Origin of the sequence: Ramlibacter alkalitolerans (assembly GCF_016722765.1) — a bacterium.
GTDB classification, from domain to species: Bacteria; Pseudomonadota; Gammaproteobacteria; order Burkholderiales; family Burkholderiaceae_C; genus Ramlibacter; species Ramlibacter alkalitolerans.
Window position 1 is genome coordinate 211,988 of the sequence record NZ_JAEQND010000010.1, and the last position, 21,543, is coordinate 233,530.

Below are 21,543 nucleotides of genomic sequence, written 5' to 3' on the forward strand. Positions count from 1 at the left end.
CGTTGTCCGTCCCATGGGTTGCGCCCCGGTCGTTGTAGTTGGCAACGATTCTTCCGGCGCGAGCGCGGCCGCCGAGCTAGGTCAAACCCTAGGCGCGGCCTCAGCGCAGCCAGCCGCGCTTACGGAAGTACCACATCGGCACCAGCGCGCTCGCGGCCATCACCACCAGCACATACGGATAGGAGGCGCGGCCCAGGAACTGCAGCTCCGGGAACTGCAGGTTCATGCCGTACAGGCTGGCCACCAGCGTCGGCGGCAGCAGCGCCACACTGGCCACCGAGAAGATCTTGATGATCTTGTTCTGGTTGATGTTGATGAAGCCGACGGTGGCGTCCATCAGGAAGTTGATCTTGTCGAACAGGAAGGCGGTGTGGCTGTCCAGCGATTCGATGTCGCGCAGGATCTGGCGCGCTTCCTCGAACTGGCTGGCGCTGAGCATGCGGCTGCGCATCATGAAGCTGACCGCGCGCCGCGTGTCCATCACGTTGCGGCGGATGCGGCCGTTCAGGTCTTCCTGCAGGGCGATGGCTTCCAGGGCCTCGCCGGCCAGCGTGTCGGTCACTTCGCCGGCCAGCACCTGGCGGCTGACCTTCTCCAGCTCGTCGTAGATGCCTTCCAGCGTGTCGGCGGAGTATTCGGCATCGGCGTCGAACAGCTTGAGCAGCACTTCCTTGGCGTCCTCGATCAGGCCGGGGGCGCGGCGCGCCCGCAGGCGCAGCAGGCGGAACACCGGAACGTCCTCGTCGTGGATGGAGAACAGCACGCCATGGCTCTTGAGCGACTGGTTCATCAGGTTCAGGATGAACGCCACGCGCACGGTGCGGGGCTCGTCGTCGCCGGCGATCAGGAAGTCGCTGCGGATGTGGAGGTCGCCGTTGTCTTCCTCATAGAAGCGGGCCGACTCCTCGATGTCCTCGTCCATCGCGTCTTCCGGGATGGACAGGTCGTAGTACTGCTTGATCCAGCGCTTCTCCTCGGGCGTCGGCGCCTCGAGGTCGACCCAGACCGGCTGGAACCGGGAAAGCTCTTCCAGGGACTCGATCTCTTCCTGGAAGAGGCGGCCGTTGGCGAGCGTGAAGATATTGAGCATCGGGCTACGGATCCAATGGGTCGAATCGGGCTGAGGCGAGGGGGTCAGCTTCCGGGCGACCGGAACCGCCGCCAGTCACCCCAGAAGCCGCCGACCAGGGCTGGTTTCCAAGGGAACGCTCTCCAGGAAAAAGGATGGGCGATTATGCCGCGCGGTGCCGCTGCCGGCGTGAACTCGGCCTTGCGGAGGAGTCGCCAGCGCTCGTTGTCCATCGGGTGCGACCCTTAATGGATGAGGCACTTTCGCAGGACAAGTCCTACACGGCTGGGCCAGAACGTCCGACACCACAGCTCAGGAGCCGGCCCTACATTGACTTCATCGCAGGGCTGCCAGGCCCCGCCCATGTACCTGCAAGGAGCCGAGATGATCCAGCTAGCGACCGACCCGAACGCCAGCCGCTCGAATTGGCGTCCCTCCGGCGATGCCAGGGAAAGCACCGTGGCGGCCCGCCGGCCCCGCAGCCACGCGTGGCCTTTCATCGTGCGGCACGCCGAGCGCAGCAACGCTTCGCAGGATCACAAACGTACCCCCACCAGCACCGAGAGCGGCAGCTGAAGTCACGGCCAGGAGCCCGATATGTTCAAGGAAGCCAAGTCGACCAACCGCTACAACGATACCCCGCGCGACAAGCCGCAGGCGGAGCGCGTGGAGCACGCCAACCTGGATCGCCCCGGCGCCCAGGCGCACCCGAAGGCCGCCGTCGGCGGCTGGAACCGCCTCGATGCCGCCGCCCTGTGGCGCCTGCGTTGAGCACCACCTGAATTCCTGTCAAGGGGTGGGCTGAAGGCCGCCCTGCGAACTTTGCGCGGCCCCCTCGGGGGCCGCTTTTCATTTCCTCCCGCGGCGCGCGATTTCCCTCGTACATCGGAAGAAAACACGAGCAAGTCCGCGCACTTGCGTAGTGCATTTCAAGCGGTTTCCATTCACGCCTCGGCCTTGAGGGAAATCAATTGCCTTTTGGAAGAACGAGGGGCATAGTGAATCGCAAGCTATTGCAGATTCGAAGCATCCTTCCGGGCGCCAAGCACCGGCGCCACCCATCCGAGCGAAGTGCAACAGGAGGCTCCATGAACCTGACGATCAGCGGTCACCACCTCGAAGTAACCCCCGCCCTGCGGAACTACGTGACCACCAAGCTCGATCGCATCACCCGTCACTTTGAGCAAGTCGTCGATATCAAGGTCCTACTGACCGTCGAGAAGCAGAAGGAGAAGGAACGAAGGCAACGCGCCGAATGCAGGATCCACGTGAAGGGCAACGACATCTTTGCCGAGAGCGCCCACCACGACCTGTACGCCGCCCTCGACGAACTGGTCGACAAGCTGGATCGGCAGGTCTGCCGCCACAAGACCCTGGTGCAGGCCCACCACCACGAAGCGGCCAAACGCGTCATGTGACGCAGGGATCCCGCCGCTCATGACCACCCCGACGAGGCCCGCTCCCTGCGGGCCTCGTCCGTTGGGGCGATTGACGCGGCACCTTCGTTTCTAGGGCCGGTTACATCCCGCGTGCATAATCCGGTCCAGTTATCATGAACCGCCTTGCGTCCATCCTGCCGCCCGCCCAGGTCCTGGTCGGCGTCGACGCCACCAGCAAGAAGCGGGCTTTCGAGGAAGCCGGGCTCCTGTTCGAAAACCTCCACGGCCTGTCGCGCGCGCTGATCACCGACAGCCTGTTCGCCCGCGAGCGTCTCGGGTCGACGGGTCTCGGCCACGGCGTGGCGATCCCGCACGGCCGCATCAAGGGCCTGAAGGCGCCGATGGCGGCCCTGTTCCAGCTGGCGCACCCGATCGGCTTCGACGCCCCGGACGAACAGCCCGTGAACGTCCTGATCTTCCTGCTGGTGCCCGAAGCGGCCACCCAGAAGCACCTGGAAATCCTGTCCGAGATCGCGGAGCTGTTGAGCGACGCCCCGCTGCGCGAGAAGATGAAGACCAGCATGGAGGCTTCGCAGCTCCACCAGCTCATCGCGACCTGGCAATCCGCGCAGTCGCAGTAAAGAGGTTCGCCCAGGCTTGAAGCCGACCGTCGTCAGTGCCGACGTCCTGTTCGAGGACCATCGTGCCCACCTGAAATGGGAATGGGTGGCCGGCCTCGGTGCGTCCGAACGGCGCTTCGACGAAGTGGCCGTGCGCGCCGCCCGCTCCGGCGCCGACCTGGTCGGCTACCTGAATTACATCCATCCGTACCGGGTGCAGATCCTGGGCGCGCGCGAAGTCGCCTACCTGACCAACGCCACGGCGGAGGACTGCGCCCGCCGCATCGCCCGCATCGTCACGCTGGAGCCGCCGGTGCTGGTGCTGACGGACAACCAGACCGCGCCCGAGGCCCTGCTGTCGATGTGCGAGCGGGCCCAGATCCCGATGTTCGCCACCCACGAGCCCTCGGCCTTCGTGATCGACGTGCTGCGGGCCTACCTGTCCAAGCACTTCGCCGAGCGCACCTCGATGCACGGCGTGTTCATGGACATCCTGGGCCTGGGCGTGCTGATCACGGGCGAGTCGGGCCTGGGCAAGAGCGAACTGGGGCTGGAACTGATCACCCGCAGCAGCGGCCTGGTGGCCGACGACGCGGTGGACCTGTACCGGGTGAACCAGACCACCATCGAGGGCCGCTGCCCCGAGCTGCTGCAGAACCTGCTGGAGGTGCGCGGCATCGGCCTGCTGGACATCCGGGCCATCTTCGGCGAGACGGCGGTGCGGCGCAAGATGCGGCTGCGGCTGATCGTGCACCTGGTGCGGCGCGAGACGATGGAGCGCGAGTACGAGCGCCTGCCCTACGAGCCGCTCACGCAGGACGTGCTGGGCGTGCCGGTGCGCAAGGCCGTGATCCCGGTCGTGGCCGGCCGCAACATGGCCGTGCTGGTGGAGGCGGCCGTGCGCAACACGATCCTGCAGCTGCGCGGGGTGGACACGTACCAGGAGTTCGTGGAGCGGCACCGGCGGGCGATGGAAAAGGGCGGATGACGCCGGCTGCGCCGGCATGACCTCGCCGCTGGCGCGGCGTCGATGACGGAATGACAGGAGAAAGAAAGGGCCCGTCCGCTCCTTTCTTCATTTTGTCATCGAGGCGAAGCCGAGGAATCATCGCAGCCGCGCAGCGGCAAGGTCATGCCCGGCAGCGCCGGGCGGTCATTTGCCCTTGTTCGGGCAATTCACCTTGGTGCAATGCGCGTACAGGCTCAAGGCGTGCTCCGCGATCTGGAAGCCCTTGGTCTTGGCGACCGCGTGCTGGCGCTTCTCGATCTCGGCGTCGTAGAACTCCTCCACCCGGCCGCAGTCCAGGCACACCAGGTGGTCGTGGTGGGTGCCTTCGTTGAGCTCGTAGACCGCCTTGCCGCTCTCGAAGTGGCTGCGCGTCAGGATGCCGGCCTGCTCGAACTGCGTGAGCACCCGGTAGACCGTGGCCAGCCCGATGTCCGAGCGTTCCTCCAGCAGCACGCGGAAGACGTCTTCCGCCGTCATGTGCCGCTGTTCGCCCTTCTGGAACACGTCCAGGATCTTCAGCCGTGGCAGCGTGGCCTTGAGCCCGGTGCTCTTGAGTTCGTCGATGTTGGACATGGTGCTGCCGCTACAATGCCCCGATCATATCGCCTGGCCTTCCCCCCGCCTGTCTCATGCTCGTCAAGACTTTGCGCCAGTCGCGAATCCCGTTCGCCACTGTGGCCCTCGCACTACTGGCCGGCTGCGGCTCCTACGACAACATCGGCCGCCGCGTCAGCACCGCGCTGACGCCCTACCGCGCCGAGGTGGTGCAGGGCAACTTCGTCTCGCGCGAGCAGGTGCAGTCGCTGCAGCCCGGGATGAGCCGCGAGCAGGTCCGGCAGGCCCTGGGCACCCCGCTGGTGAGCAGCCTGTTCCACGCCGACCGCTGGGACTACGTCTTCACCCTGCGCCGCCAGGGAGTGGAGCCGCAGCAGCGCCACCTGGCCGTGTTCTTCAAGGGCGATGCCATGGAGCGCGTCGAGGGCGGCGAGACCATGCCCAGCGAGGCCGAGTTCGTCTCCACTCTCGACAAGCGCAAGTCCGGCAAGGTGCCCAGGCTGGAGGCGACCGAAGAGGAGTTGCGCGCCGCCAGCGCCAGGCAGGCCCCGGCAGCGCCCGCGCCCCAGCCTGCCGCCACGCCGGCCGCCCCGGCGGCGGCCACGAACTACCCGCCGCTGGAAGCCCCTGCCCGCTGAGGACCGCATGACCAAGGGCACGCAGGCACTGAAGAACGTGGCCGTGGCGGGCGCCGTGCAGCGGCCGCCGCAGGGCAGCACCGAACACCGCGTCGCCGTCGCCGGCGCCTCCGGCCGCATGGGCCACATGCTGATCGAGGCGATCCGCGCCTCCGAGGACTGCCGGCTGGCCGGCGCCCTCGACGTCGCCACCAGCCCCGCCATCGGCAACGACGCCGCGGCCTTCCTGGGCCATGCGAGCGGGGTGCCGGTCACCGCCGACATCGCCAAGGGCCTGGAGCACGCCGAGGTGCTGATCGACTTCACCCGCCCGGAAGGCACGCTGGCGCACCTGCAGGTCTGCCGCGAGCGCGGTGTGAAGCTGGTGATCGGCACCACCGGCTTCAGCGAGGCGCAGAAGGCGCAGATCGCCGCGGCCGCGAAGGACATCGCGATCGTGATGGCGCCCAACATGAGCGTGGGCGTCAACGTCACGCTCAAGCTGCTCGAGCTGGCGGCCAAGGCCCTGGCCACCGGCTACGACATCGAGATCATCGAGGCCCACCACCGCCACAAGGTGGACGCGCCCTCGGGCACGGCACTGAAGATGGGCGAAGTGATCGCCCAGGCGATCGGCCGCGACCTGAAGCAGTGCGGGGTGTTCGCGCGCGAAGGCGTGACGGGCGAGCGCGACCCGTCGACCATCGGCTTTTCCGCCATCCGCGGCGGCGACATCGTGGGCGACCACACCGTGCTGTTCGCCGGCACCGGCGAGCGCATCGAGATCACCCACAAGTCGGCCAGCCGCGCGACCTACGCACAAGGCAGCCTGCGGGCGGTGCGTTTCCTGGCGGAACAGCCCAACGGCCTGTTCGACATGTTCGACGTGCTGGGATTGCGGGACCGGGACCAATGAGCTTCCTCGATCTCTTCCGCCAGGGCGACGCCGTCACCCAGGTGGTGGCGATCCTCCTGCTGGCCATGTCGGTGTCGAGCTGGGTGGTCATCCTCTGGAAGGGCTGGGTCCTGCACCGGGCCGGCTCCGACGTCGCCCGCAGCACGGCGGCCTTCTGGCAGGCCGGTTCGGTCGGCGAAGGCCGGCAGAAGGTCGAGGCCTTCGACCGCGAGCGCCTGGTGCTGCCCCTGATCACGGCCGCGGAAGTGCCGGCGCCGGGCTCGCTCGCCTCGGCCGGCGACAAGTCGCAGCAGCTCACGCGCGTGCTGCGCAATGCGCTGCATGCGGTGCTGTTCAAGCTGCAGTTCGGCCAGGTCCTGCTGGCCACCGTGGGCTCCACGGCGCCCTTCGTCGGGCTGCTGGGCACGGTCTGGGGCATCTACCACGCGCTCACCGGCATCGCCAATGCGGGCCAGATCACGATCGACAAGGTCTCGGGCCCGGTCGGCGAGGCGCTGATCATGACCGCCGCCGGCCTGGCGGTCGCCATTCCCGCCGTCCTCGGCTACAACATCTTCGGCCGGCTCATCGGCCGGATCGAGGCCGACCTGGAAGGCTTCGCGCGCGACCTGCGCGAACTGCTGGTCCACCCGGCGGTGGCCGCCGCGGCGGCCTGAGGGGGCCGGCATGGCATTCGGGCGACTGGAGCGCACGCAGGGCGAGCCGCCCATGAGCGACATCAACGTCACGCCGCTGGTCGACGTCATGCTGGTGCTGGTGGTGATCTTCATCATCACGGCGCCGCTGCTGGCCAGCTCCATCCGCCTCGACCTGCCGCGCGCCGAAGGCACGCAGCCGGGCGACGCGCCGCGCTTCGTCACGGTGGTGCTGGACCGCTCGGGCCAGGTCTTCCTCAACGACAAGCCGGTGAATCCCGCGCAACTGGCCGACCAGCTCGCCGCGGCGGCGAAGCAGAACCCCGAAACCGAGATCCAGCTGCGCGCCGACCAGACCGTCGCCTACGGCCGGGTGGTCGAGGTGATGGGCGTGGCCCACAAGGCGGGCCTGAGCCGCATCGGCTTCGTCGCGGAACCGGCGAAATGACGCCCGGCTGGCGCCGGGCATGACGGGGACGAACCCCTAGAATTCCCCGACCATGGACGAAAAGTACAACCACCTCGCCGTCGAAAAGGCCGCGCAGGACGAATGGACCGCGCGGGATGCCTACCGCGTGACCGAGGACCCGCGCAAGAAGAAGTTCTACGCCTGTTCCATGCTGCCCTATCCCTCCGGCAAGCTGCACATGGGCCACGTGCGCAACTACACGATCAACGACATGTTGACGCGCTACCTGCGCATGAACGGCTACAACGTGCTGATGCCCATGGGCTGGGACGCCTTCGGCCTGCCGGCGGAGAACGCGGCGCTGAAGAACGGCGTGCCCCCGGCGAAGTGGACGTACGAGAACATCGCGTACATGAAGGGCCAGATGCAGGCCATGGGCCTGGCGATCGACTGGTCGCGCGAGATCGCCACCTGCGACCCGTCCTACTACAAGTGGAACCAGTGGCTGTTCCTCAAGATGCTGGAAAAGGGCATCGCCTACCGCAAGACCCAGGTCGTCAACTGGGACCCGGTGGACCAGACGGTGCTGGCCAACGAGCAGGTGATCGATGGCAAGGGCTGGCGCACCGGCGCGGTGGTGGAAAAACGCGAGATCCCCGGCTACTACCTGAAGATCACCGACTACGCGCAGGAACTGCTCGATTACGTGCAGAAGGACCTGGAGGGCTGGCCCGAGCGCGTCAAGCTGATGCAGGAGAACTGGATCGGCCGCAGCGAGGGCGTGCGCTTCGCGTTCCCGCACGACATCCGCGGTGACGACGGCCAGTTGATCGGCGACGGCCGCATGTACGTGTTCACCACGCGCGCCGACACGATCATGGGCGTGACCTTCTGCGCCGTGGCACCGGAACACCCGCTCGCGCTGCATGCCGCGAAAACCAATCCGAAACTCGCGCAGTTCATCGAGGAGTGCAAGAAGGGCGGCACCACCGAGGCCGAACTCGCGCTGCGCGAGAAGGAGGGCATGCCCACCGGCCTGAAGGTGATGCACCCGATCTCCGGCGAGAAGGTGGAGGTCTGGGTCGGCAACTACGTCCTCATGGGCTACGGCGACGGCGCCGTGATGGGCGTGCCGGGCCACGACGAGCGCGACTTCGCCTTCGCGCTGAAGTACGGCCTGCCCATCATCCAGGTGATCCACGTCGACGGCCAGGCCTACGACTACAAGCGCTGGCAGGAGTGGTATGCCGACAAGGAGAACGGCGTCACCATCAACTCCGACATCTTCAGCGGCTTCAACTACAAGGACGCCGTGAAGGCGGTGGCGCACCACCTGGAGCAGAAGGGGCTGGGCGAGAAGAAGACGACCTGGCGCCTGCGCGACTGGGGCATCAGCCGCCAGCGCTACTGGGGCACGCCGATCCCGATCATCCACTGCGACGAGCACGGCGCCGTGCCCGTGCCGGAACGGGATCTGCCCGTGGTGCTGCCGCAGGACTGTGTGCCCGACGGCACCGGCAACCCGCTGAACAAGCGCGAGGACTTCCTGGCCTGCAGCTGCCCGGTGTGCGGCAAGCCGGCGCGCCGCGAGACCGACACGATGGACACCTTCGTCGATTCGTCGTGGTACTTCATGCGCTACTGCGACCCGAGGAACGACGCGAAGATGGTCGCCGAAGGCACGCAGTACTGGATGCCGATGGACCAGTACATCGGCGGCATCGAGCACGCCATCCTGCACCTGCTGTACGCGCGCTTCTGGACCAAGGTGATGCGCGACGTCGGCCTGGTGCAGATCGCCGAGCCCTTCACGAAGCTGCTGACGCAGGGCATGGTGCTGAACGAGGCGTTCTCGCGCACCGCCACCGGCAAGCAGTACTTCTGGGCCCACGAACTCGACATCGCGCGCGACGAGCACGCCAACGTGATCTCCGCCACCGCCAAGGCGGACGGCCAGCCGGTCCTGTACGAGGGCTGGACGACCATGTCCAAGTCCAAGAACAACGGCGTCGACCCGCAGGACCTGATCGAGAAGTACGGCGCCGACACGGCGCGCCTGTACACGATGTTCACGGCCCCGCCGGAAGCGACGCTGGAGTGGAACGACGCCGCGCTGGAAGGCAGTTATCGCTTCCTGCGCCGGGTGTGGAACTTCGGGTTGCGGCTGGGGGCGCCGGGCGAGTCGCAGGCGGGGGCGGCCGGCAAGCAGTCGCAGGCCCTGCGGCGCGAGATCCACATGGTGCTGCGCCAGGTCGACTACGACTACCAGCGCATGCAATACAACACGGTCGTCTCCGGCGCGATGAAGATGCTCAACGCGCTGGAGGACTTCAAGGGGGCCGACGAGCCCGGCGCCGATGCCGCGCTGCGGGAAGGCTTCGGCATCCTGCTGCGGGTGCTGTATCCGGTCACGCCGCACGTCACGCACGCGCTGTGGAAGGAGCTGGGTTACGCCGGCACGCAGGGCGAGCTGCTCGACGCGCCGTGGCCGCAGGTCGACGAGGGCGCGCTGAAGCAGGACGAGGTCGAACTCGTGCTGCAGGTGAACGGCAAGATGCGCGGCTCCATCCTGGTGCCGGCGGGCGCGGACAAGGCGCAGATCGAGAAGATCGCGCTGGCCAGCGAGCCGTTCCAGAAGTTCGCCAACGGCGCGGCGGCGAAGAAGGTGATCGTGGTGCCGGGACGGCTGGTCAACGTCGTCGTATGAAGCGCCGGCTGCTTCTTGCCGCGGTCGCCGCGGCGCTGCTGGCCGGCTGCGGCTTCCAGTTGCGCCAGGCGCCGGACTTCGTGTTCGATTCGATCGCGATCAATGCCCCGTCCACCTCGCCCCTCGCGAACGAACTGCGGCGCAGCCTGGCCGCCGACGGCCGCGTGCGCGTGCTGCCCGCGGGCACGGACGCCGCGCAGGCGAACGTGGTGCTGGAGGTGCCCACCGAGTTGCGCGAGAAGGTGGTGGTGGGCCTCAACGCGAGCGGGCAGGTGCGCGAATTCCAGCTGCGCACGCGCATCCACTTCCGCGTGCGCACCGGCCGGGGCAAGGAGCTGATCCCCGACACGGAACTGCTGCAGCAGCGCGACATCAGCTTCAACGAGTCGGCGGTGCTGGCCAAGGAAGCCGAGGAGGCGCTCCTGTACCGCGACATGCAGGCCGACCTCGTGCAGCAGCTCATGCGGCGGCTCGCGGCCATCCGCACCCTGTAAGACACCTCCGGACGGCTGTCGCCGGGCGCCTGCACGGCGTGCCCGGCGCCTCCTACGCCCGCGCTGCCCCGGCGGTGGGAACCTTGCGTGTACGTTGCCGTGCCGACGCGCTTGCGTGCGCGCCGTGCCGCGGCCCATCTCGGACAGGAACGTCGTCGGGAGCTGTCGCATGGATGCCATCGGATCGCCTGCTTCGCAGGACTTCATCCAGAAGGAGGCGCGCTACGGTGCGCGCAACTATGCGCCGGTGCCGGTGGTGGTGGACCATGCGAAGGACTGCCTGGTCTGGGATGTCGATGGCAAGGAGTACATCGACATGATGAGCGCGTACTCCTCGGTCAGCCACGGCCACCTGCATCCGCGCATCGTCGCCGCGGCGCAGCGCCAGCTTCAGAAGGTGGCCGTGATGTCCCGCGCCTACTACGGCACCACGCTCGGCCCGTTGCTGGAGAAACTGAGCGAGGTCACCGGCTTCGAGCGCGCGTTGCCGATGAACACCGGCGCCGAGGCGGTGGAGACGGCGATCAAGTGCGCGCGCCGCTGGGGCCATCGCGTCAAGGGCATTCCCGACGGCCAGCAGAAGATCCTGGTGGCGCGCGGCAACTTCCACGGCCGCACCACCACCATCATCGGGTTCTCGAGCGAGGAGGACTACCGCAGCGGCTTCGGCCCCTTCGACGGCGGCTTCCAGCCCTTCGACTACGGCGACATGGAAAGCGTGAAGGCTGCGGCCACCGGGGACACCTGCGCGGTGCTGATCGAGCCGATCCAGGGCGAAGCCGGCGTGATCGTGCCTCCGCCCGGGTTCTTCCAGCAACTGCGGGCCTGGTGCACGCGCAACCAGGTGCTGCTGATCGACGACGAGGTGCAGGCGGGCCTGGGGCGCACGGGCAAGTGGTTCGCCTTCGAGCATGAAGGCATCCGGCCCGACGCACTGATCCTGGGCAAGGCGCTGGGCGGCGGCCTGCTGCCCGTGAGCGCCTTCTGTGCCGACGACGCGGTGATGCAGGTGTTCGTGCCGAACAGCCACGGATCGACCTTCGGCGGCAACGCACTGGCGGCGGCGGTGGCCCTGGAGGGGCTGAAGGTGCTGCAGGAGGAGGGCCTGGTCGCGCACTGCGCGGAGAAGGGCGAGTACCTGTTCCGGCGCCTGCGCGAGGTGCAGGCGGAACTCGCCCCCCTGATCCGCGACGTGCGCGGCCGCGGACTGTGGATCGGCGTCGACATCGAGCCCTCCTGCACCACCGCGCGCGACCTGGTGGAGCGCCTGGCCGCGCATGGCGTGCTGTCCAAGGAGACGCACGACACCGTGATCCGCTTCGCGCCCCCGCTCACGATCCCCTTCGACCTGATGGACCGCGCCGTCGACATCTTCCACCGCGTCGCCCGCGAGAAGTACCAGGAGCTGGGGCTGGGGAGGAGGGCGTCGTCGTCGAATGGGGCGAAGGCCACGGTGTAACAGCCAGACAGCCGAACACAGAAGCCGCAAAAGTTACGCAAAAGCCGCAGAAGAACATCCATCCTGAGTGGGTTCCCTTTTGCGGCTTTTGCATAACCTTTGCGGCTTTTGCGTTCGGTTGTCCGTCCCCTGCGACGCTTAAACTTGCCGCCATGCAACTCGGCCCCGCGCAACTCACGCAACACCTGCAGCGGGGACTTCGGCCGCTGTACATGCTGCACGGCGACGAGCCGCTGCTGGTGCAGGAGGCTGCCGATGCGATCCGGGCGGCGGCGCGGGCGCAGGGCTTCGCGGAGCGCACCGTCCACACGGTGGCGGGCGCGCATTTCGACTGGAGTGCCGTGCTGGCCGCGGGCGGCTCGCTGAGCCTGTTCGCCGACAAGCAGGTCGTGGAGATCCGCATTCCTTCCGGCAAGCCCGGCAAGGAGGGCGGGGCGGCCCTGCAGCAGATCGCCGAAGGCGCCGCCGGCAACGACAGCACGCTCACCCTGGTGCTGCTGCCTAAGCTCGATTTCCAGACCCGCAAGACCGCATGGTTCGCCGCCCTCGAAGGCAACGGCGTGGCCATCGAACTGCCCCCGGTGGAACGCGGCGCGCTGCCGCAATGGATCGCGCAGCGCCTGGCGCAGCAGGGCCAGCGCGTGGCCGCCGGCGAGGAAGGGCAGCGCACGCTGCAGTTCTTCGCCGATCGCGTCGAAGGCAACCTGCTGGCCGCGCACCAGGAGATCCAGAAGCTCGCGCTGCTGCATCCGGCCGGCGAACTGCGCTTCGAGCAGGTCGAGTCGGCGGTGCTGAACGTGGCGCGCTACGACGTGTTCAAGCTGTCGGAGGCGGTGCTGGCCGGCAATGCGGCACGCGTGCAGCGCATGCTCGAAGGCCTGGAGGCGGAAGGCGAGGCGGCGGTGCTGGTGCACTACACGCTGGCTGAGGACATCCGGGCGTTGAAGCGCGTGAAGGACGCGATGGCGGCCGGCCGGCCGCTGCCGATGGCGCTGCGGGAGCAGCGGGTGTGGGGCCCCAGGGAAAAGCTGTTCGAGCGGGTGCTGCCGCGGCTGGACGCGAAAGTCATGGAGCGGCTGCTGCATGCGGCGCACCTGGTGGACGGCATCGTGAAGGGCTTGAAGCAGCCGGAGTGGCCGACGGATGCGTGGCAGGCGCTGCACCGGCTGGCGATGGACCTCTGCCTGGCTGTCGCGGTGGTTCCTTCCTCCCCCTCCGGGGGAGGGCCGGGGTGGGGGCGCCCGGGCGCTCGCACCTGAGCTGCGCCGGGGCGAGGCAGCCCTCACGCCGGCCCTCTCCCGCAAGCGGGAGAGGAGAGGGGAGTGGGAGCGCCCCCACCCTGCCCTCCCCCGGAGGGGGAGGGAAAAAGACAAACGGGGATAATCCACCCATGAACGCCCTGAACGTCGCCGAATACATGCACACCCTGGGCCTGCAGGCCCGGCAGGCGTCCGCGCGCATGGCTTCGGCGTCGGCGGCCGAGAAGAGCAGCGCGCTGCGCGCCCTGGCGGCGCTGCTGCGCGCCAACGTCGCCAGCCTGCAATCCGACAACGCGAAGGACATCGAGCGCGCCACCGCGGCGGGCTTGACCGCGCCCATGGTGGACCGCCTCAAGCTCACGCCCAAGATCATCGAGACCCTCGCCGTCGGCTGCGAGCAGCTCGCCACCATGCCGGACATCATCGGCGAGGTGATCGGCATGAAGCAGCAGCCCAGCGGCATCCGCGTCGGCCAGATGCGCGTGCCGCTCGGCGTGTTCGGCATGATCTTCGAGAGCCGCCCCAACGTGACGATCGAGGCCGCGAGCCTGTCGATCAAGAGCGGCAATGCCTGCATCCTGCGCGGCGGCTCCGAGGCGATCGAATCGAACAAGGCGCTGGCCCGCCTGGTGCAGCAGGCGCTGGCCGACGCGGGCCTGCCGTCCGAGGCGGTGCAACTGGTGCAGACCACCGACCGGGAAGCGGTCGGGCACCTGATCGCCATGCCCGAATCGGTGGACGTGATCATCCCGCGCGGCGGCAAGGGCCTGATCGAGCGCATCAGCCGCGAGGCGAAGGTGCCCGTCATCAAGCACCTCGATGGCAACTGCCACACCTACGTCGACGATCCCTGCGACCTCGCGCTCGCCGTGCGCGTCACCGACAACGCCAAGACGCAGAAATACAGCCCCTGCAACGCGAGCGAAGGCCTGCTGGTCGCACGCGGCGTGGCGCGTGCCTTCCTGCCGCAGATCGGCGCCGTGTTCGCGGCCAAGGGCGTGGAGATGCGCTGCGACGCCGAGGCCGGGGCGATCCTGCGGGAGGTGGCGGACGCGAACGTGCAGGAGGCGACCGAGCAGGACTGGTCGGAGGAATACCTGGCGCCCATCATCAGCGTGAAGGTGGTGGCCGGCATCGACGAGGCCATCGCCCACATCAACCGCTACTCCTCGCACCACACCGACGCGATCCTCACGCGCGACCACGTGCATGCGCAGCGCTTCCTGCGCGAGGTGGACTCGGCCAGCGTGATGGTCAACACCAGCACGCGCTTCGCCGACGGCTTCGAGTACGGCCTGGGCGCGGAGATCGGCATCAGCACCGACAAGTTCCACGCGCGCGGGCCGGTGGGCCTCGAGGGCCTGACCTCGCTGAAGTGGATCGTCCTGGGCAACGGCGAGGTGCGGACCTGACGGCCGTGCCTCTTGCAACCCGGTCGCCTGCCCTCAGCTCCTAGAATCCCCCGGGTGGGCGTCCGCCCGGAGACACAGAAGAACGAGGCCCAGGCCGCATGGTTCCGCATCTCATCACGGCCCTGACCGGCCCGATCAACGAGCTCGAGCAGCGCATCCTCGAATCCATGCCGGCGGTGGAACGCTGGTTCCGCCTCGAATGGATGGAGCACACGCCGCCGTTCTACTGCTCGGTGGACATCCGCAACGCCGGCTTCAAGCTGGCCCCGGTCGACACCAACCTCTATCCCGGCGGCTGGAACCACCTGACCGAGGAGATGCTGCCGCTCGCGGTGCAGGCCGCCATGGCCGCGGTGGAGAAGATCTGCCCCGAGGCCAAGAACCTGCTGATCGTGCCGGAGAACGAGAAGCGCAGCAGTTCCTACCTGAGCAACATCGCGCAGCTGCAGCGCATCTTCCGCATGGCCGGCCTCAACGTGCGGGTGGGCTCGATCGACCCCGACATCAAGAAGCCGACCACGATCGCGCTGCCGCACGACGACCCGATCACGCTGGAACCGGTGGTGCGCAGCAAGCGGCGCCTGGGCCTGAAGAACTTCGACCCCTGCACGATCCTGCTGAACAACGACCTCACGGCCGGCCCGCCCGGCATCCTGGAGGACCTGCACGAGCAGTACCTGCTGCCGCCGCTGCACGCCGGCTGGTCGGTACGGCGCAAGAGCCGCCACTTCCAGAGCTACGAGGACGTCGCCAAGCGCTTCGGCAAGATGCTGGGCATCGACCCCTGGCTGGTCAATCCGCTGTTCAACCGCTGCGGCGAGCTCGAATTCGGCAAGGAAGAGGGCCTGGAGTGCCTGCGCACCAACGTCGATGCGCTGATGGCCAAGATCCGCAAGAAGTACAAGGAATACGGCATCAACGAGAAGCCCTTCGTCATCGTCAAGGCCGACTACGGTAGCGAGGGCATGGGCATCATGACGGTGCGCGACGTCAAGGACCTCGACCAGATCCGGCAGCGGCCGAAGAACAAGCCGCCGGTGGTCAAGGGCGGCAAGGCCATCACCGACGTGATCATCCAGGAAGGGGTGCTCACGGCCGAACGGATCCACGAGGCGGTGGCGGAACCGGTGGTCTACACGATGGACCGCTACGTGGTCGGCGGCTTCTACCGCGTGCATGCCGACCGCGGCATCGACGAGAACCTCAACGCGCCCGGCGCCACTTTCGTGCCACTGGCGTTCGCCGAGAGTACGCACTTACCTCAGCCCGCGCAGAAGCCGGGCGCGAGTGCGCCGAACCGCTTCTACATGTACGGCGTGATCGGCCGGCTGGCCATGCTGGCCGCGAGCTACGAACTGGAAGCGACCGATCCCGAAGCGGAAACCTATGACTGACGGATGCGCCCGGACGAGTCGCCGGCCGGCGACATGCGCCCATCCGCAAGCGCGCTCGGGCGCACAATAGCGGTCCCAAGTTCAAGACCCTGCCGGACCCCGCGTCCGGGACGGGGCTGTCGTGCAGACCTCGAAATCCTCGCTTGCGGCGCTCACGCTCGGCGCCATCGGTGTCGTCTACGGTGACATCGGAACCAGCGTGCTCTATGCCGTCAAGGAAGTCTTCGGCGGCCACCACGTTCCCTTCACGCCCGACAACGTCTATGGCGTGCTGTCCATCTTCTTCTGGACGCTGACGGTCATCGTCTCGCTCAAGTACGTCGTGCTCGTGCTGCGGGCGGACAACAACGGCGAAGGCGGCCTGATCGCGATGCTGGCCCTGGCCTCGCAGGCCGTGAAGGACAAGCCCCAGCTGCGCCACCGGCTGCTGATCATCGGGATCTTCGGCACCTCGCTGTTCTACGGCGACGGCGTGATCACGCCGGCCATTTCGGTGCTGTCGGCCGTCGAGGGCCTGGAGGTGGTCTCGCCGCGCTTCAAGCAGTACGTGATCCCGCTCACGCTGGTGATCCTGCTGATGCTGTTCGCCGTGCAGAAGCGCGGCACCGGCGGCATCGGGCGCTTCTTCGGGCCGATCACGCTGGTGTGGTTCATGACCATCGCGGTGCTCGGCGTCTCGCACATCGTGCGCCACCCGGAGATCCTCAAGGCGCTGTGGCCGGGCTACGCGCTGTCCTTCATGTGGCACCACCCGGGCACCACCTTCATCATCCTGGGGGCGGTGGTGCTGTGCGTGACCGGCGCCGAGGCGCTCTACGCCGACCTGGGCCACTTCGGCAAGAAGCCGATCCGGCTGGCGTGGTTCAGCGCCGTGATGCCGGCGCTCACGCTCAACTACTTCGGCCAGGGCGCGCTGCTGCTGGCCACCCCGGAGGCGGTCAAGAACCCCTTCTTCCGCATGGCCCCCGAGTGGGCGCTGCTGCCGCTGGTGCTGCTGGCCACCATGGCCACCGTGATCGCCTCGCAGGCGCTGATCACCGGCGCCTTCAGCGTGACCAAGCAGGTCGTGCAGCTGGGCTACCTGCCGCGCCTGAACGTGCAGCACACGAGCGTGCGCGACACCGGCCAGATCTATGTTCCAGCAGTGAACTGGGGCCTGTTCGTCGCCATCGTGGTGGCGGTCGTGATGTTCCGCTCCTCCAGCGCGCTGGCCTCGGCCTACGGCATCGCGGTGACGCTGGACATGCTGATCACGACGACGCTGACCTTCTTCGTGATCCGCTATGGCTGGGGCTATCCGCTGCCGTTGTGCATCGCGGCGACCGGCTCCTTCTTCCTGGTGGATTTCGCCTTCTTCAGCTCCAACCTGCTCAAGCTGCTGGAAGGCGGCTGGTTCCCGCTGCTGATCGGCAGCTGCATCTTCACGCTGATGACGACCTGGAAGCGCGGCCGCAACATCCTGAACGACAAGCTCAAGACGGACGCGATCGACCTCAAGAGCTTCCTGGAATCGGTGTTCTCGCAGCCGCCGGTGCGCGTGCCCGGCACCGCCGTGTTCCTGACCGCGGAGCCCGGAACGGTGCCGAATGCGATGCTGCACAACCTCAAGCACAACAAGGTGCTGCACGAGCACAACCTGTTCGTCACCGTGCGCAACCACGAAGTCCCGTGGATCGGCCTCGACCGGCGGGCGGAGATCGAGCCGCTGGGGCACGACTGCTGGCAGGTGACGCTGCACTACGGCTTCAAGAACGACCCCGACGTGCCCCGGGCGCTGGACCAGATCCGCAACCGCGGCTGCGAACTCGACCCGATGCGAACCAGCTACTTCCTCTCGCGCGACAACGTGGTGCCCACCATCGGCGGCGGCATGGCCCGCTGGCGCGAGAAGCTGTTCGCGCAGATGCACCACAACGCCAGCGCCGCGGCGGACTTCCTGAACCTGCCGAACAACTCGGTGGTGGAGCTGGGTTCCAAGGTCGAGATCTGAGGCTTTCCGGCGGGCGCCGGGCTCCCCGCGGGCTTTTGTGCCAAAGTAGCCGGCGATGAACATCCTCTTCGTCGCCGACCCGCTCGAGGTCTTCCGGATCTACAAGGACACCACCTTCTCCATGATGCGCGAGGCGCAGCGGCGCGGCCACCGCATCGCGGCCTGCGAGCCGCGCCACCTCACCTGGCGCTCCGGCGACCGGGTGCATGCCGACATCCGCGAGATCGCGCTCACGGGCGTCGAGGAGGAGTGGTTCCAGGTGCGCCAGACGAGCGTGAAGCCGCTGAAGGACTTCGACGCGGTGGTCATGCGCAAGGACCCGCCCTTCGACAGCGAGTACTTCTACGCCACGCACCTGCTGGAGCAGGCCGAGCGCGAGGGTGCCCGGGTCTTCAACCGGCCGGCGGCCCTGCGCGATCATCCGGAAAAGCTGGCGATCATGGAGTTCCCGCAGTTCGTGAGCGCCACGCTCGTCACGCGCTCGGCCGACGAGGTGCGGCGCTTCCACGAGGAGCATGGCGACATCATCCTCAAGCCACTGGATGGCATGGGCGGCATGGGCATCTTCCGGGTCGGGCCGGACGGCATGAACCTGGGCTCGATCATCGAGACGCTCAACCAGCAGGGCACGACGACCATCATGGTGCAGCGCTTCGTGCCGGAGATCTCGCAGGGCGACAAGCGCGTGCTGGTGATCGGGGGGCAGGTGGTGCCTTATTGCCTGGCGCGCATCCCGCAAGGCAGCGAGATCCGCGGCAACCTGGCGGCCGGCGGCAAGGGCGTGGCGCAGCCGATCTCGGAGCGCGACCGCGAGATCGCCGAAACCATCGGCCCGCGCCTGGCCGAACGCGGCCTGCTGCTGATCGGCCTGGACGTGATCGGCGACTGCCTCACCGAAATCAACGTCACGTCCCCCACCTGCTTCCAGGAAATCACGCAGCAGACCGGCTTCGACGTCCCGGCGATGTTCGTCGATGCGCTTGAAGAGGCCGTGGATCGGGATCGGACGGTGCTGTAGATACCCCTAACGCAGAAGCCGCAAAAGCAACGCAAAAGCCGCGAAAGGACATCCTTCGGGGAAAAGGAAATCCTTGATTTTCTTGCCCCCTTTTGCGGCTTTTGCGAAACCTTTGCGGCCTTTGCGTTCGGTTGTCGGGAATTTTCAGACTGCCTGTCCATCCACGAACACCTTCAGTTCCCCAGGCGCGAACTGCACCCAGGACTCGTTCAGCGTCAGTGGCGCGGTGACGATCACGGCGACCTTGTCGTCCGGCGTCGTGTGCTGGGCGAAGTCGACGCTCAGGTCTTCGTCGGCCAGGTGGGCATGGGCGAAGGGGTGCTTGCGTTCCACGTACCAGAGGTTGGTGGAGCAGTGCGCCCACAACGCGTCGCCGTTGGACAGCAGGTAGTTGAAGCGGCCATGCCTGGCGATCGGCGGCGTCAGCTCGCGCAGCGTCAGCGTCAGTTCCGCCACGCTCGGCACGCCTGCATGCGACTTCGCCAGTTCCTGCAGCAGCCAGCAGAAGGCACGCTCGCTGTCCGTGGTGCCGACGGGGCGGAAGCTGGCATGCAGGCGCGGATGGAAGTCCTGCAGGTCGCCGTTGTGCGCGAACACCCAGTAGCGGCCCCACAGCTCGCGCACGAAGGGATGGCAGTTCTCCAGCGCCACCTGTCCCTGCGTGGCCTTGCGGATGTGCGCGATGACGTTGCGGCTCTTGATCGGGTAGCGCCGGATCAGCTCGGCGACGGGCGAATCGGCCGCCGGCTGGTGATCGACGAAATGGCGCAGCCCCAGCCCCTCGAAGAAGGCGATGCCCCAGCCGTCGACATGCTCGTCGGTGCGGCCCCCGCGCTGGGCGAAGCCGGCGAAGCTGAAGGTCACGTCGGTCGGCGTGTTGCAGTTCATCCCCAGCAACTGGCACATGCGGCGATTATTGGTCAACAGGCACGTGGCCGGGGGGATCGCGCAACTGCCAGGCCGCGATCACCGCAATGCCGCAGATGGCGGCCAGCAGCAGGAAGGATTCGTTGAAGGCCGCCAGGCGTGCCAGGCTGGTGCCGGGGCGCGTGAGCGCGTCGCCGTGCACGGCGAGCCGCCATTCCAGCACGATGGCGCACAGGCTCACGCCGGCCGCACCCCCGAGCATGCGGAGGAAGTTGATCGCGCTGGCGCCCTGCGGAATCAGCGCCTTGGCCAGCGGCCGCATGGCGCCTAGGTTCAGCGAGGGCAGGATGAAGCCCAGCCCGATGCGCCCCAGCGTCGCCCAGGCCACCAGCACCCACAGGCCGGTGTGCAATCCGACCGTCGGCATCAGCGCGAAGGAAAGGGCCAGCAGCACGAGGCCGCCGCCCACCAGCACGCGGGTGGGCAGGCGTGTCGTGAGCCGGCCGGCCAGGCCGATGGTGATCGCCAGCACGATGCCCGAGGGCAGCAGGATGGTGCCCACGTGCGATGCCGGCAGTTCCAGCGCCATCTGCATGTACACCGGCAGCAGGTAGGTGGAACCGAACAGCGCGATGCCGTAGATGAACGCCACCAGCGTCCCCATGGTGTAGGTGCGGTAGCCGAACAGGTCCAGGTTGATCAGTGCCTCGCGGCCGGTGCGGCGGGCGCGCCGCAGCCACGCGATGAGCACGCCGAGCGCCGCCAGCGCCGCGAGCAGCAGGCCGCCGGCCAGGCGCGGGTCGCCGCCGCGCACCTCCAGCAGGCCATTGAGCAGGCACAGCGTGCCGACGCTCCCCAGCACGAGGCCGCGCCAGTCCAGGCGCGGACCGCCGCCCGCCGCGCTGGCACCGCCCGGCGCCGAGGTGGGCACGTAGCGGTAGGCGAGCCAGATCGACACCAGGCAGAACGGCACCACCATGAAGAAGATCGAGCGCCAGCCGAAGGCATCCACCAGCAGGCCACCGATGCTGGGCCCGAGCGCCGGTGCCAGCACCACGCCCATGCCGAACATGCCGCTGGCGCGCCCCTGTTCGTGCGGCTCGAAGGCGCGCAGCATGATGATGGCGGGAATCGGCTGCACCACGCCGGCGGCGAGGCCCTCGGCCACGCGCGCGGCGAGCACCAGCGGGAACTGCATGGCCACGCCGCCACCGATGCCGCCGGCCATCAGCAGGATCATGGTGCCGACGTAGGTGCGCCGGTAGCCGAAGCGCGACAGCAGCCACGGGGTGGTGAGCATGGAGATCGTCATCGCCACCATGAAGCCGGAGCTGACCCACTGCGCGCGCTCCTGGGTGAGCGTGAAGTAGTGGCTCATGCCGGGGATCGCGACGTTCACGACGGTCGACGACATGATGGAGGCCATCACGCCGACCATCAGCGCCATCATCAGCAGCCAGCGGTAGCGCGGGCCGTGCCGCTCGCGCAGGGCCGTGCTCGATCCCGGATCCGTCACGCCACGGCGCCGCTGCGCGCGCAGGCGGGACACAGGCAGGCGCGGCGCTGCGCCTGCGCAGGCACGCGCGCCAGCAGTTCGGCGCTGAAGTGCAGCTGCGTGCACCAGCAGGCCGGCTGCTTCACGCCGGTTTCCCGTTCAAGTTCCATGGCGCAGCGGTTCGGCTGGCCGCACAGGGGGCAGAGCGTTGCGGCGAAGGCGGGGGCGTCGTTCACCGG

22 protein-coding genes are annotated in these 21,543 nt (G+C 67.8%); 17 read left to right on the plus strand and 5 right to left on the minus strand.

The genetic code is table 11. The features are described from left to right. Positions 1–100 precede the first annotated feature (100 nt). A complete protein-coding gene (locus tag JI746_RS18775; protein ID WP_201691786.1) occupies positions 101–1,090 on the minus strand; it encodes a magnesium and cobalt transport protein CorA in 990 nt (329 codons plus the stop codon). Positions 1,091–1,453: 363 nt separating this feature from the next. On the opposite strand from JI746_RS18775, the gene JI746_RS18780 reads away from it, so the two are divergent. The 5 genes from JI746_RS18780 to hprK all read left to right on the plus strand — a co-directional run bounded on the left by JI746_RS18780 (position 1,454) and on the right by hprK (position 4,056). After that, positions 1,454–1,645 (plus strand): hypothetical protein, encoded by a 192-nt coding sequence (locus JI746_RS18780; protein ID WP_201691787.1) that lies wholly within the window; start codon positions 1,454–1,456, stop codon positions 1,643–1,645. Between the two features lie 21 nt (positions 1,646–1,666). Then, the gene (locus JI746_RS18785; protein ID WP_201691788.1) at positions 1,667–1,840 is read left to right on the plus strand and encodes a hypothetical protein; all 174 of its coding nucleotides are present in this window, start codon (positions 1,667–1,669) and stop codon (positions 1,838–1,840) included. Between the two features lie 317 nt (positions 1,841–2,157). After that, on the plus strand, positions 2,158–2,487 hold the full coding sequence (hpf, locus tag JI746_RS18790; RefSeq protein ID WP_201691789.1) for a ribosome hibernation-promoting factor, HPF/YfiA family: 330 nt from the start codon (positions 2,158–2,160) through the stop codon (positions 2,485–2,487). Between the two features lie 134 nt (positions 2,488–2,621). Beyond that, a complete protein-coding gene (locus JI746_RS18795; protein ID WP_201691790.1) occupies positions 2,622–3,089 on the plus strand; it encodes a PTS sugar transporter subunit IIA in 468 nt (155 codons plus the stop codon). Between the two features lie 16 nt (positions 3,090–3,105). Next, positions 3,106–4,056, plus strand: a complete 951-nt coding sequence (hprK, locus tag JI746_RS18800; RefSeq protein ID WP_201691791.1) for an HPr(Ser) kinase/phosphatase — start codon at positions 3,106–3,108, stop codon at positions 4,054–4,056. Between the two features lie 165 nt (positions 4,057–4,221). On the opposite strand, the gene fur is transcribed toward hprK, so the two are convergent. Further along, on the minus strand, positions 4,222–4,650 hold the full coding sequence (fur, locus tag JI746_RS18805) for a ferric iron uptake transcriptional regulator (RefSeq protein ID WP_201691792.1): 429 nt from the start codon (positions 4,648–4,650) through the stop codon (positions 4,222–4,224). A gap of 56 nt (positions 4,651–4,706) precedes the next feature. Here fur and JI746_RS18810 point away from each other — a divergent pair, with 56 nt between their 5' ends. The 12 genes from JI746_RS18810 to gshB all read left to right on the plus strand — a co-directional run bounded on the left by JI746_RS18810 (position 4,707) and on the right by gshB (position 18,942). Next, positions 4,707–5,270 (plus strand): outer membrane protein assembly factor BamE, encoded by a 564-nt coding sequence (locus JI746_RS18810; RefSeq protein ID WP_201691793.1) that lies wholly within the window; start codon positions 4,707–4,709, stop codon positions 5,268–5,270. Positions 5,271–5,277: 7 nt separating this feature from the next. After that, positions 5,278–6,165 (plus strand): 4-hydroxy-tetrahydrodipicolinate reductase, encoded by an 888-nt coding sequence (gene dapB, locus JI746_RS18815; RefSeq protein WP_201691794.1) that lies wholly within the window; start codon positions 5,278–5,280, stop codon positions 6,163–6,165. Then, a complete protein-coding gene (locus JI746_RS18820; protein ID WP_201691795.1) occupies positions 6,162–6,821 on the plus strand; it encodes a MotA/TolQ/ExbB proton channel family protein in 660 nt (219 codons plus the stop codon). The genes dapB and JI746_RS18820 overlap by 4 nt, the downstream gene beginning before the upstream one ends. 10 nt (positions 6,822–6,831) lie before the next feature. Then, entirely contained in the window at positions 6,832–7,248 is a 417-nt protein-coding gene (locus JI746_RS18825; protein WP_201691796.1) for an ExbD/TolR family protein, read from the plus strand. A gap of 52 nt (positions 7,249–7,300) precedes the next feature. Then, entirely contained in the window at positions 7,301–9,916 is a 2,616-nt protein-coding gene (gene leuS / locus JI746_RS18830; RefSeq protein ID WP_201691797.1) for a leucine--tRNA ligase, read from the plus strand. Beyond that, entirely contained in the window at positions 9,913–10,410 is a 498-nt protein-coding gene (locus JI746_RS18835) for an LPS-assembly lipoprotein LptE (protein ID WP_201691798.1), read from the plus strand. The genes leuS and JI746_RS18835 overlap by 4 nt, the downstream gene beginning before the upstream one ends. A 169-nt stretch (positions 10,411–10,579) precedes the next feature. Further along, positions 10,580–11,869 (plus strand): ornithine--oxo-acid transaminase, encoded by a 1,290-nt coding sequence (rocD, locus tag JI746_RS18840; protein ID WP_201691799.1) that lies wholly within the window; start codon positions 10,580–10,582, stop codon positions 11,867–11,869. 152 nt (positions 11,870–12,021) lie between these two features. After that, positions 12,022–13,128 (plus strand): DNA polymerase III subunit delta, encoded by a 1,107-nt coding sequence (gene holA / locus JI746_RS18845; RefSeq protein WP_201691800.1) that lies wholly within the window; start codon positions 12,022–12,024, stop codon positions 13,126–13,128. A gap of 131 nt (positions 13,129–13,259) precedes the next feature. Continuing rightward, positions 13,260–14,540, plus strand: coding sequence for a glutamate-5-semialdehyde dehydrogenase (locus tag JI746_RS18850; RefSeq protein ID WP_201691801.1), 1,281 nt, complete (start codon positions 13,260–13,262; stop codon positions 14,538–14,540). A 98-nt stretch (positions 14,541–14,638) separates the two neighbouring features. Beyond that, entirely contained in the window at positions 14,639–15,934 is a 1,296-nt protein-coding gene (gene gshA, locus JI746_RS18855; RefSeq protein WP_201691802.1) for a glutamate--cysteine ligase, read from the plus strand. A 121-nt stretch (positions 15,935–16,055) separates the two neighbouring features. Continuing rightward, the gene (locus JI746_RS18860) at positions 16,056–17,924 is read left to right on the plus strand and encodes a potassium transporter Kup (protein ID WP_201691803.1); all 1,869 of its coding nucleotides are present in this window, start codon (positions 16,056–16,058) and stop codon (positions 17,922–17,924) included. Positions 17,925–17,979: 55 nt separating this feature from the next. Further along, on the plus strand, positions 17,980–18,942 hold the full coding sequence (gene gshB / locus JI746_RS18865; RefSeq protein WP_201691804.1) for a glutathione synthase: 963 nt from the start codon (positions 17,980–17,982) through the stop codon (positions 18,940–18,942). Positions 18,943–19,086: 144 nt separating this feature from the next. Here the strand turns inward: gshB and JI746_RS18870 are convergent, their stop codons facing one another. The 3 genes from JI746_RS18870 to JI746_RS18880 all read right to left on the minus strand — a co-directional run bounded on the left by JI746_RS18870 (position 19,087) and on the right by JI746_RS18880 (position 21,540). Next, positions 19,087–19,848, minus strand: a complete 762-nt coding sequence (locus JI746_RS18870; RefSeq protein WP_201691805.1) for a class II glutamine amidotransferase — start codon at positions 19,846–19,848, stop codon at positions 19,087–19,089. A gap of 7 nt (positions 19,849–19,855) precedes the next feature. After that, positions 19,856–21,259, minus strand: coding sequence for an MFS transporter (locus JI746_RS18875; RefSeq protein ID WP_201691863.1), 1,404 nt, complete (start codon positions 21,257–21,259; stop codon positions 19,856–19,858). 62 nt (positions 21,260–21,321) lie between these two features. Continuing rightward, the gene (locus JI746_RS18880) at positions 21,322–21,540 is read right to left on the minus strand and encodes a cysteine-rich CWC family protein (protein WP_330893031.1); all 219 of its coding nucleotides are present in this window, start codon (positions 21,538–21,540) and stop codon (positions 21,322–21,324) included. Between the last annotated feature and the right edge of the window lie 3 nt (positions 21,541–21,543).

What these genes read in the sequence shown, in the direction of transcription:
- JI746_RS18775 (WP_201691786.1), bottom strand. Translation starts at nt 1,090, where the DNA reads ATGCTCAATATCTTCACGCTCGCCAACGGCCGCCTCTTCCAGGAAGAG.
- JI746_RS18780 (WP_201691787.1), top strand. Translation starts at nt 1,454, where the DNA reads ATGATCCAGCTAGCGACCGACCCGAACGCCAGCCGCTCGAATTGGCGT.
- JI746_RS18785 (WP_201691788.1), top strand. Translation starts at nt 1,667, where the DNA reads ATGTTCAAGGAAGCCAAGTCGACCAACCGCTACAACGATACCCCGCGC.
- hpf (WP_201691789.1), top strand. Translation starts at nt 2,158, where the DNA reads ATGAACCTGACGATCAGCGGTCACCACCTCGAAGTAACCCCCGCCCTG.
- JI746_RS18795 (WP_201691790.1), top strand. Translation starts at nt 2,622, where the DNA reads ATGAACCGCCTTGCGTCCATCCTGCCGCCCGCCCAGGTCCTGGTCGGC.
- fur (WP_201691792.1), bottom strand. Translation starts at nt 4,650, where the DNA reads ATGTCCAACATCGACGAACTCAAGAGCACCGGGCTCAAGGCCACGCTG.
- JI746_RS18810 (WP_201691793.1), top strand. Translation starts at nt 4,707, where the DNA reads ATGCTCGTCAAGACTTTGCGCCAGTCGCGAATCCCGTTCGCCACTGTG.
- dapB (WP_201691794.1), top strand. Translation starts at nt 5,278, where the DNA reads ATGACCAAGGGCACGCAGGCACTGAAGAACGTGGCCGTGGCGGGCGCC.
- JI746_RS18820 (WP_201691795.1), top strand. Translation starts at nt 6,162, where the DNA reads ATGAGCTTCCTCGATCTCTTCCGCCAGGGCGACGCCGTCACCCAGGTG.
- JI746_RS18825 (WP_201691796.1), top strand. Translation starts at nt 6,832, where the DNA reads ATGGCATTCGGGCGACTGGAGCGCACGCAGGGCGAGCCGCCCATGAGC.
- leuS (WP_201691797.1), top strand. Translation starts at nt 7,301, where the DNA reads ATGGACGAAAAGTACAACCACCTCGCCGTCGAAAAGGCCGCGCAGGAC.
- JI746_RS18835 (WP_201691798.1), top strand. Translation starts at nt 9,913, where the DNA reads ATGAAGCGCCGGCTGCTTCTTGCCGCGGTCGCCGCGGCGCTGCTGGCC.
- rocD (WP_201691799.1), top strand. Translation starts at nt 10,580, where the DNA reads ATGGATGCCATCGGATCGCCTGCTTCGCAGGACTTCATCCAGAAGGAG.
- holA (WP_201691800.1), top strand. Translation starts at nt 12,022, where the DNA reads ATGCAACTCGGCCCCGCGCAACTCACGCAACACCTGCAGCGGGGACTT.
- JI746_RS18850 (WP_201691801.1), top strand. Translation starts at nt 13,260, where the DNA reads ATGAACGCCCTGAACGTCGCCGAATACATGCACACCCTGGGCCTGCAG.
- gshA (WP_201691802.1), top strand. Translation starts at nt 14,639, where the DNA reads ATGGTTCCGCATCTCATCACGGCCCTGACCGGCCCGATCAACGAGCTC.
- gshB (WP_201691804.1), top strand. Translation starts at nt 17,980, where the DNA reads ATGAACATCCTCTTCGTCGCCGACCCGCTCGAGGTCTTCCGGATCTAC.
- JI746_RS18870 (WP_201691805.1), bottom strand. Translation starts at nt 19,848, where the DNA reads ATGTGCCAGTTGCTGGGGATGAACTGCAACACGCCGACCGACGTGACC.
- JI746_RS18875 (WP_201691863.1), bottom strand. Translation starts at nt 21,259, where the DNA reads ATGATGGCGCTGATGGTCGGCGTGATGGCCTCCATCATGTCGTCGACC.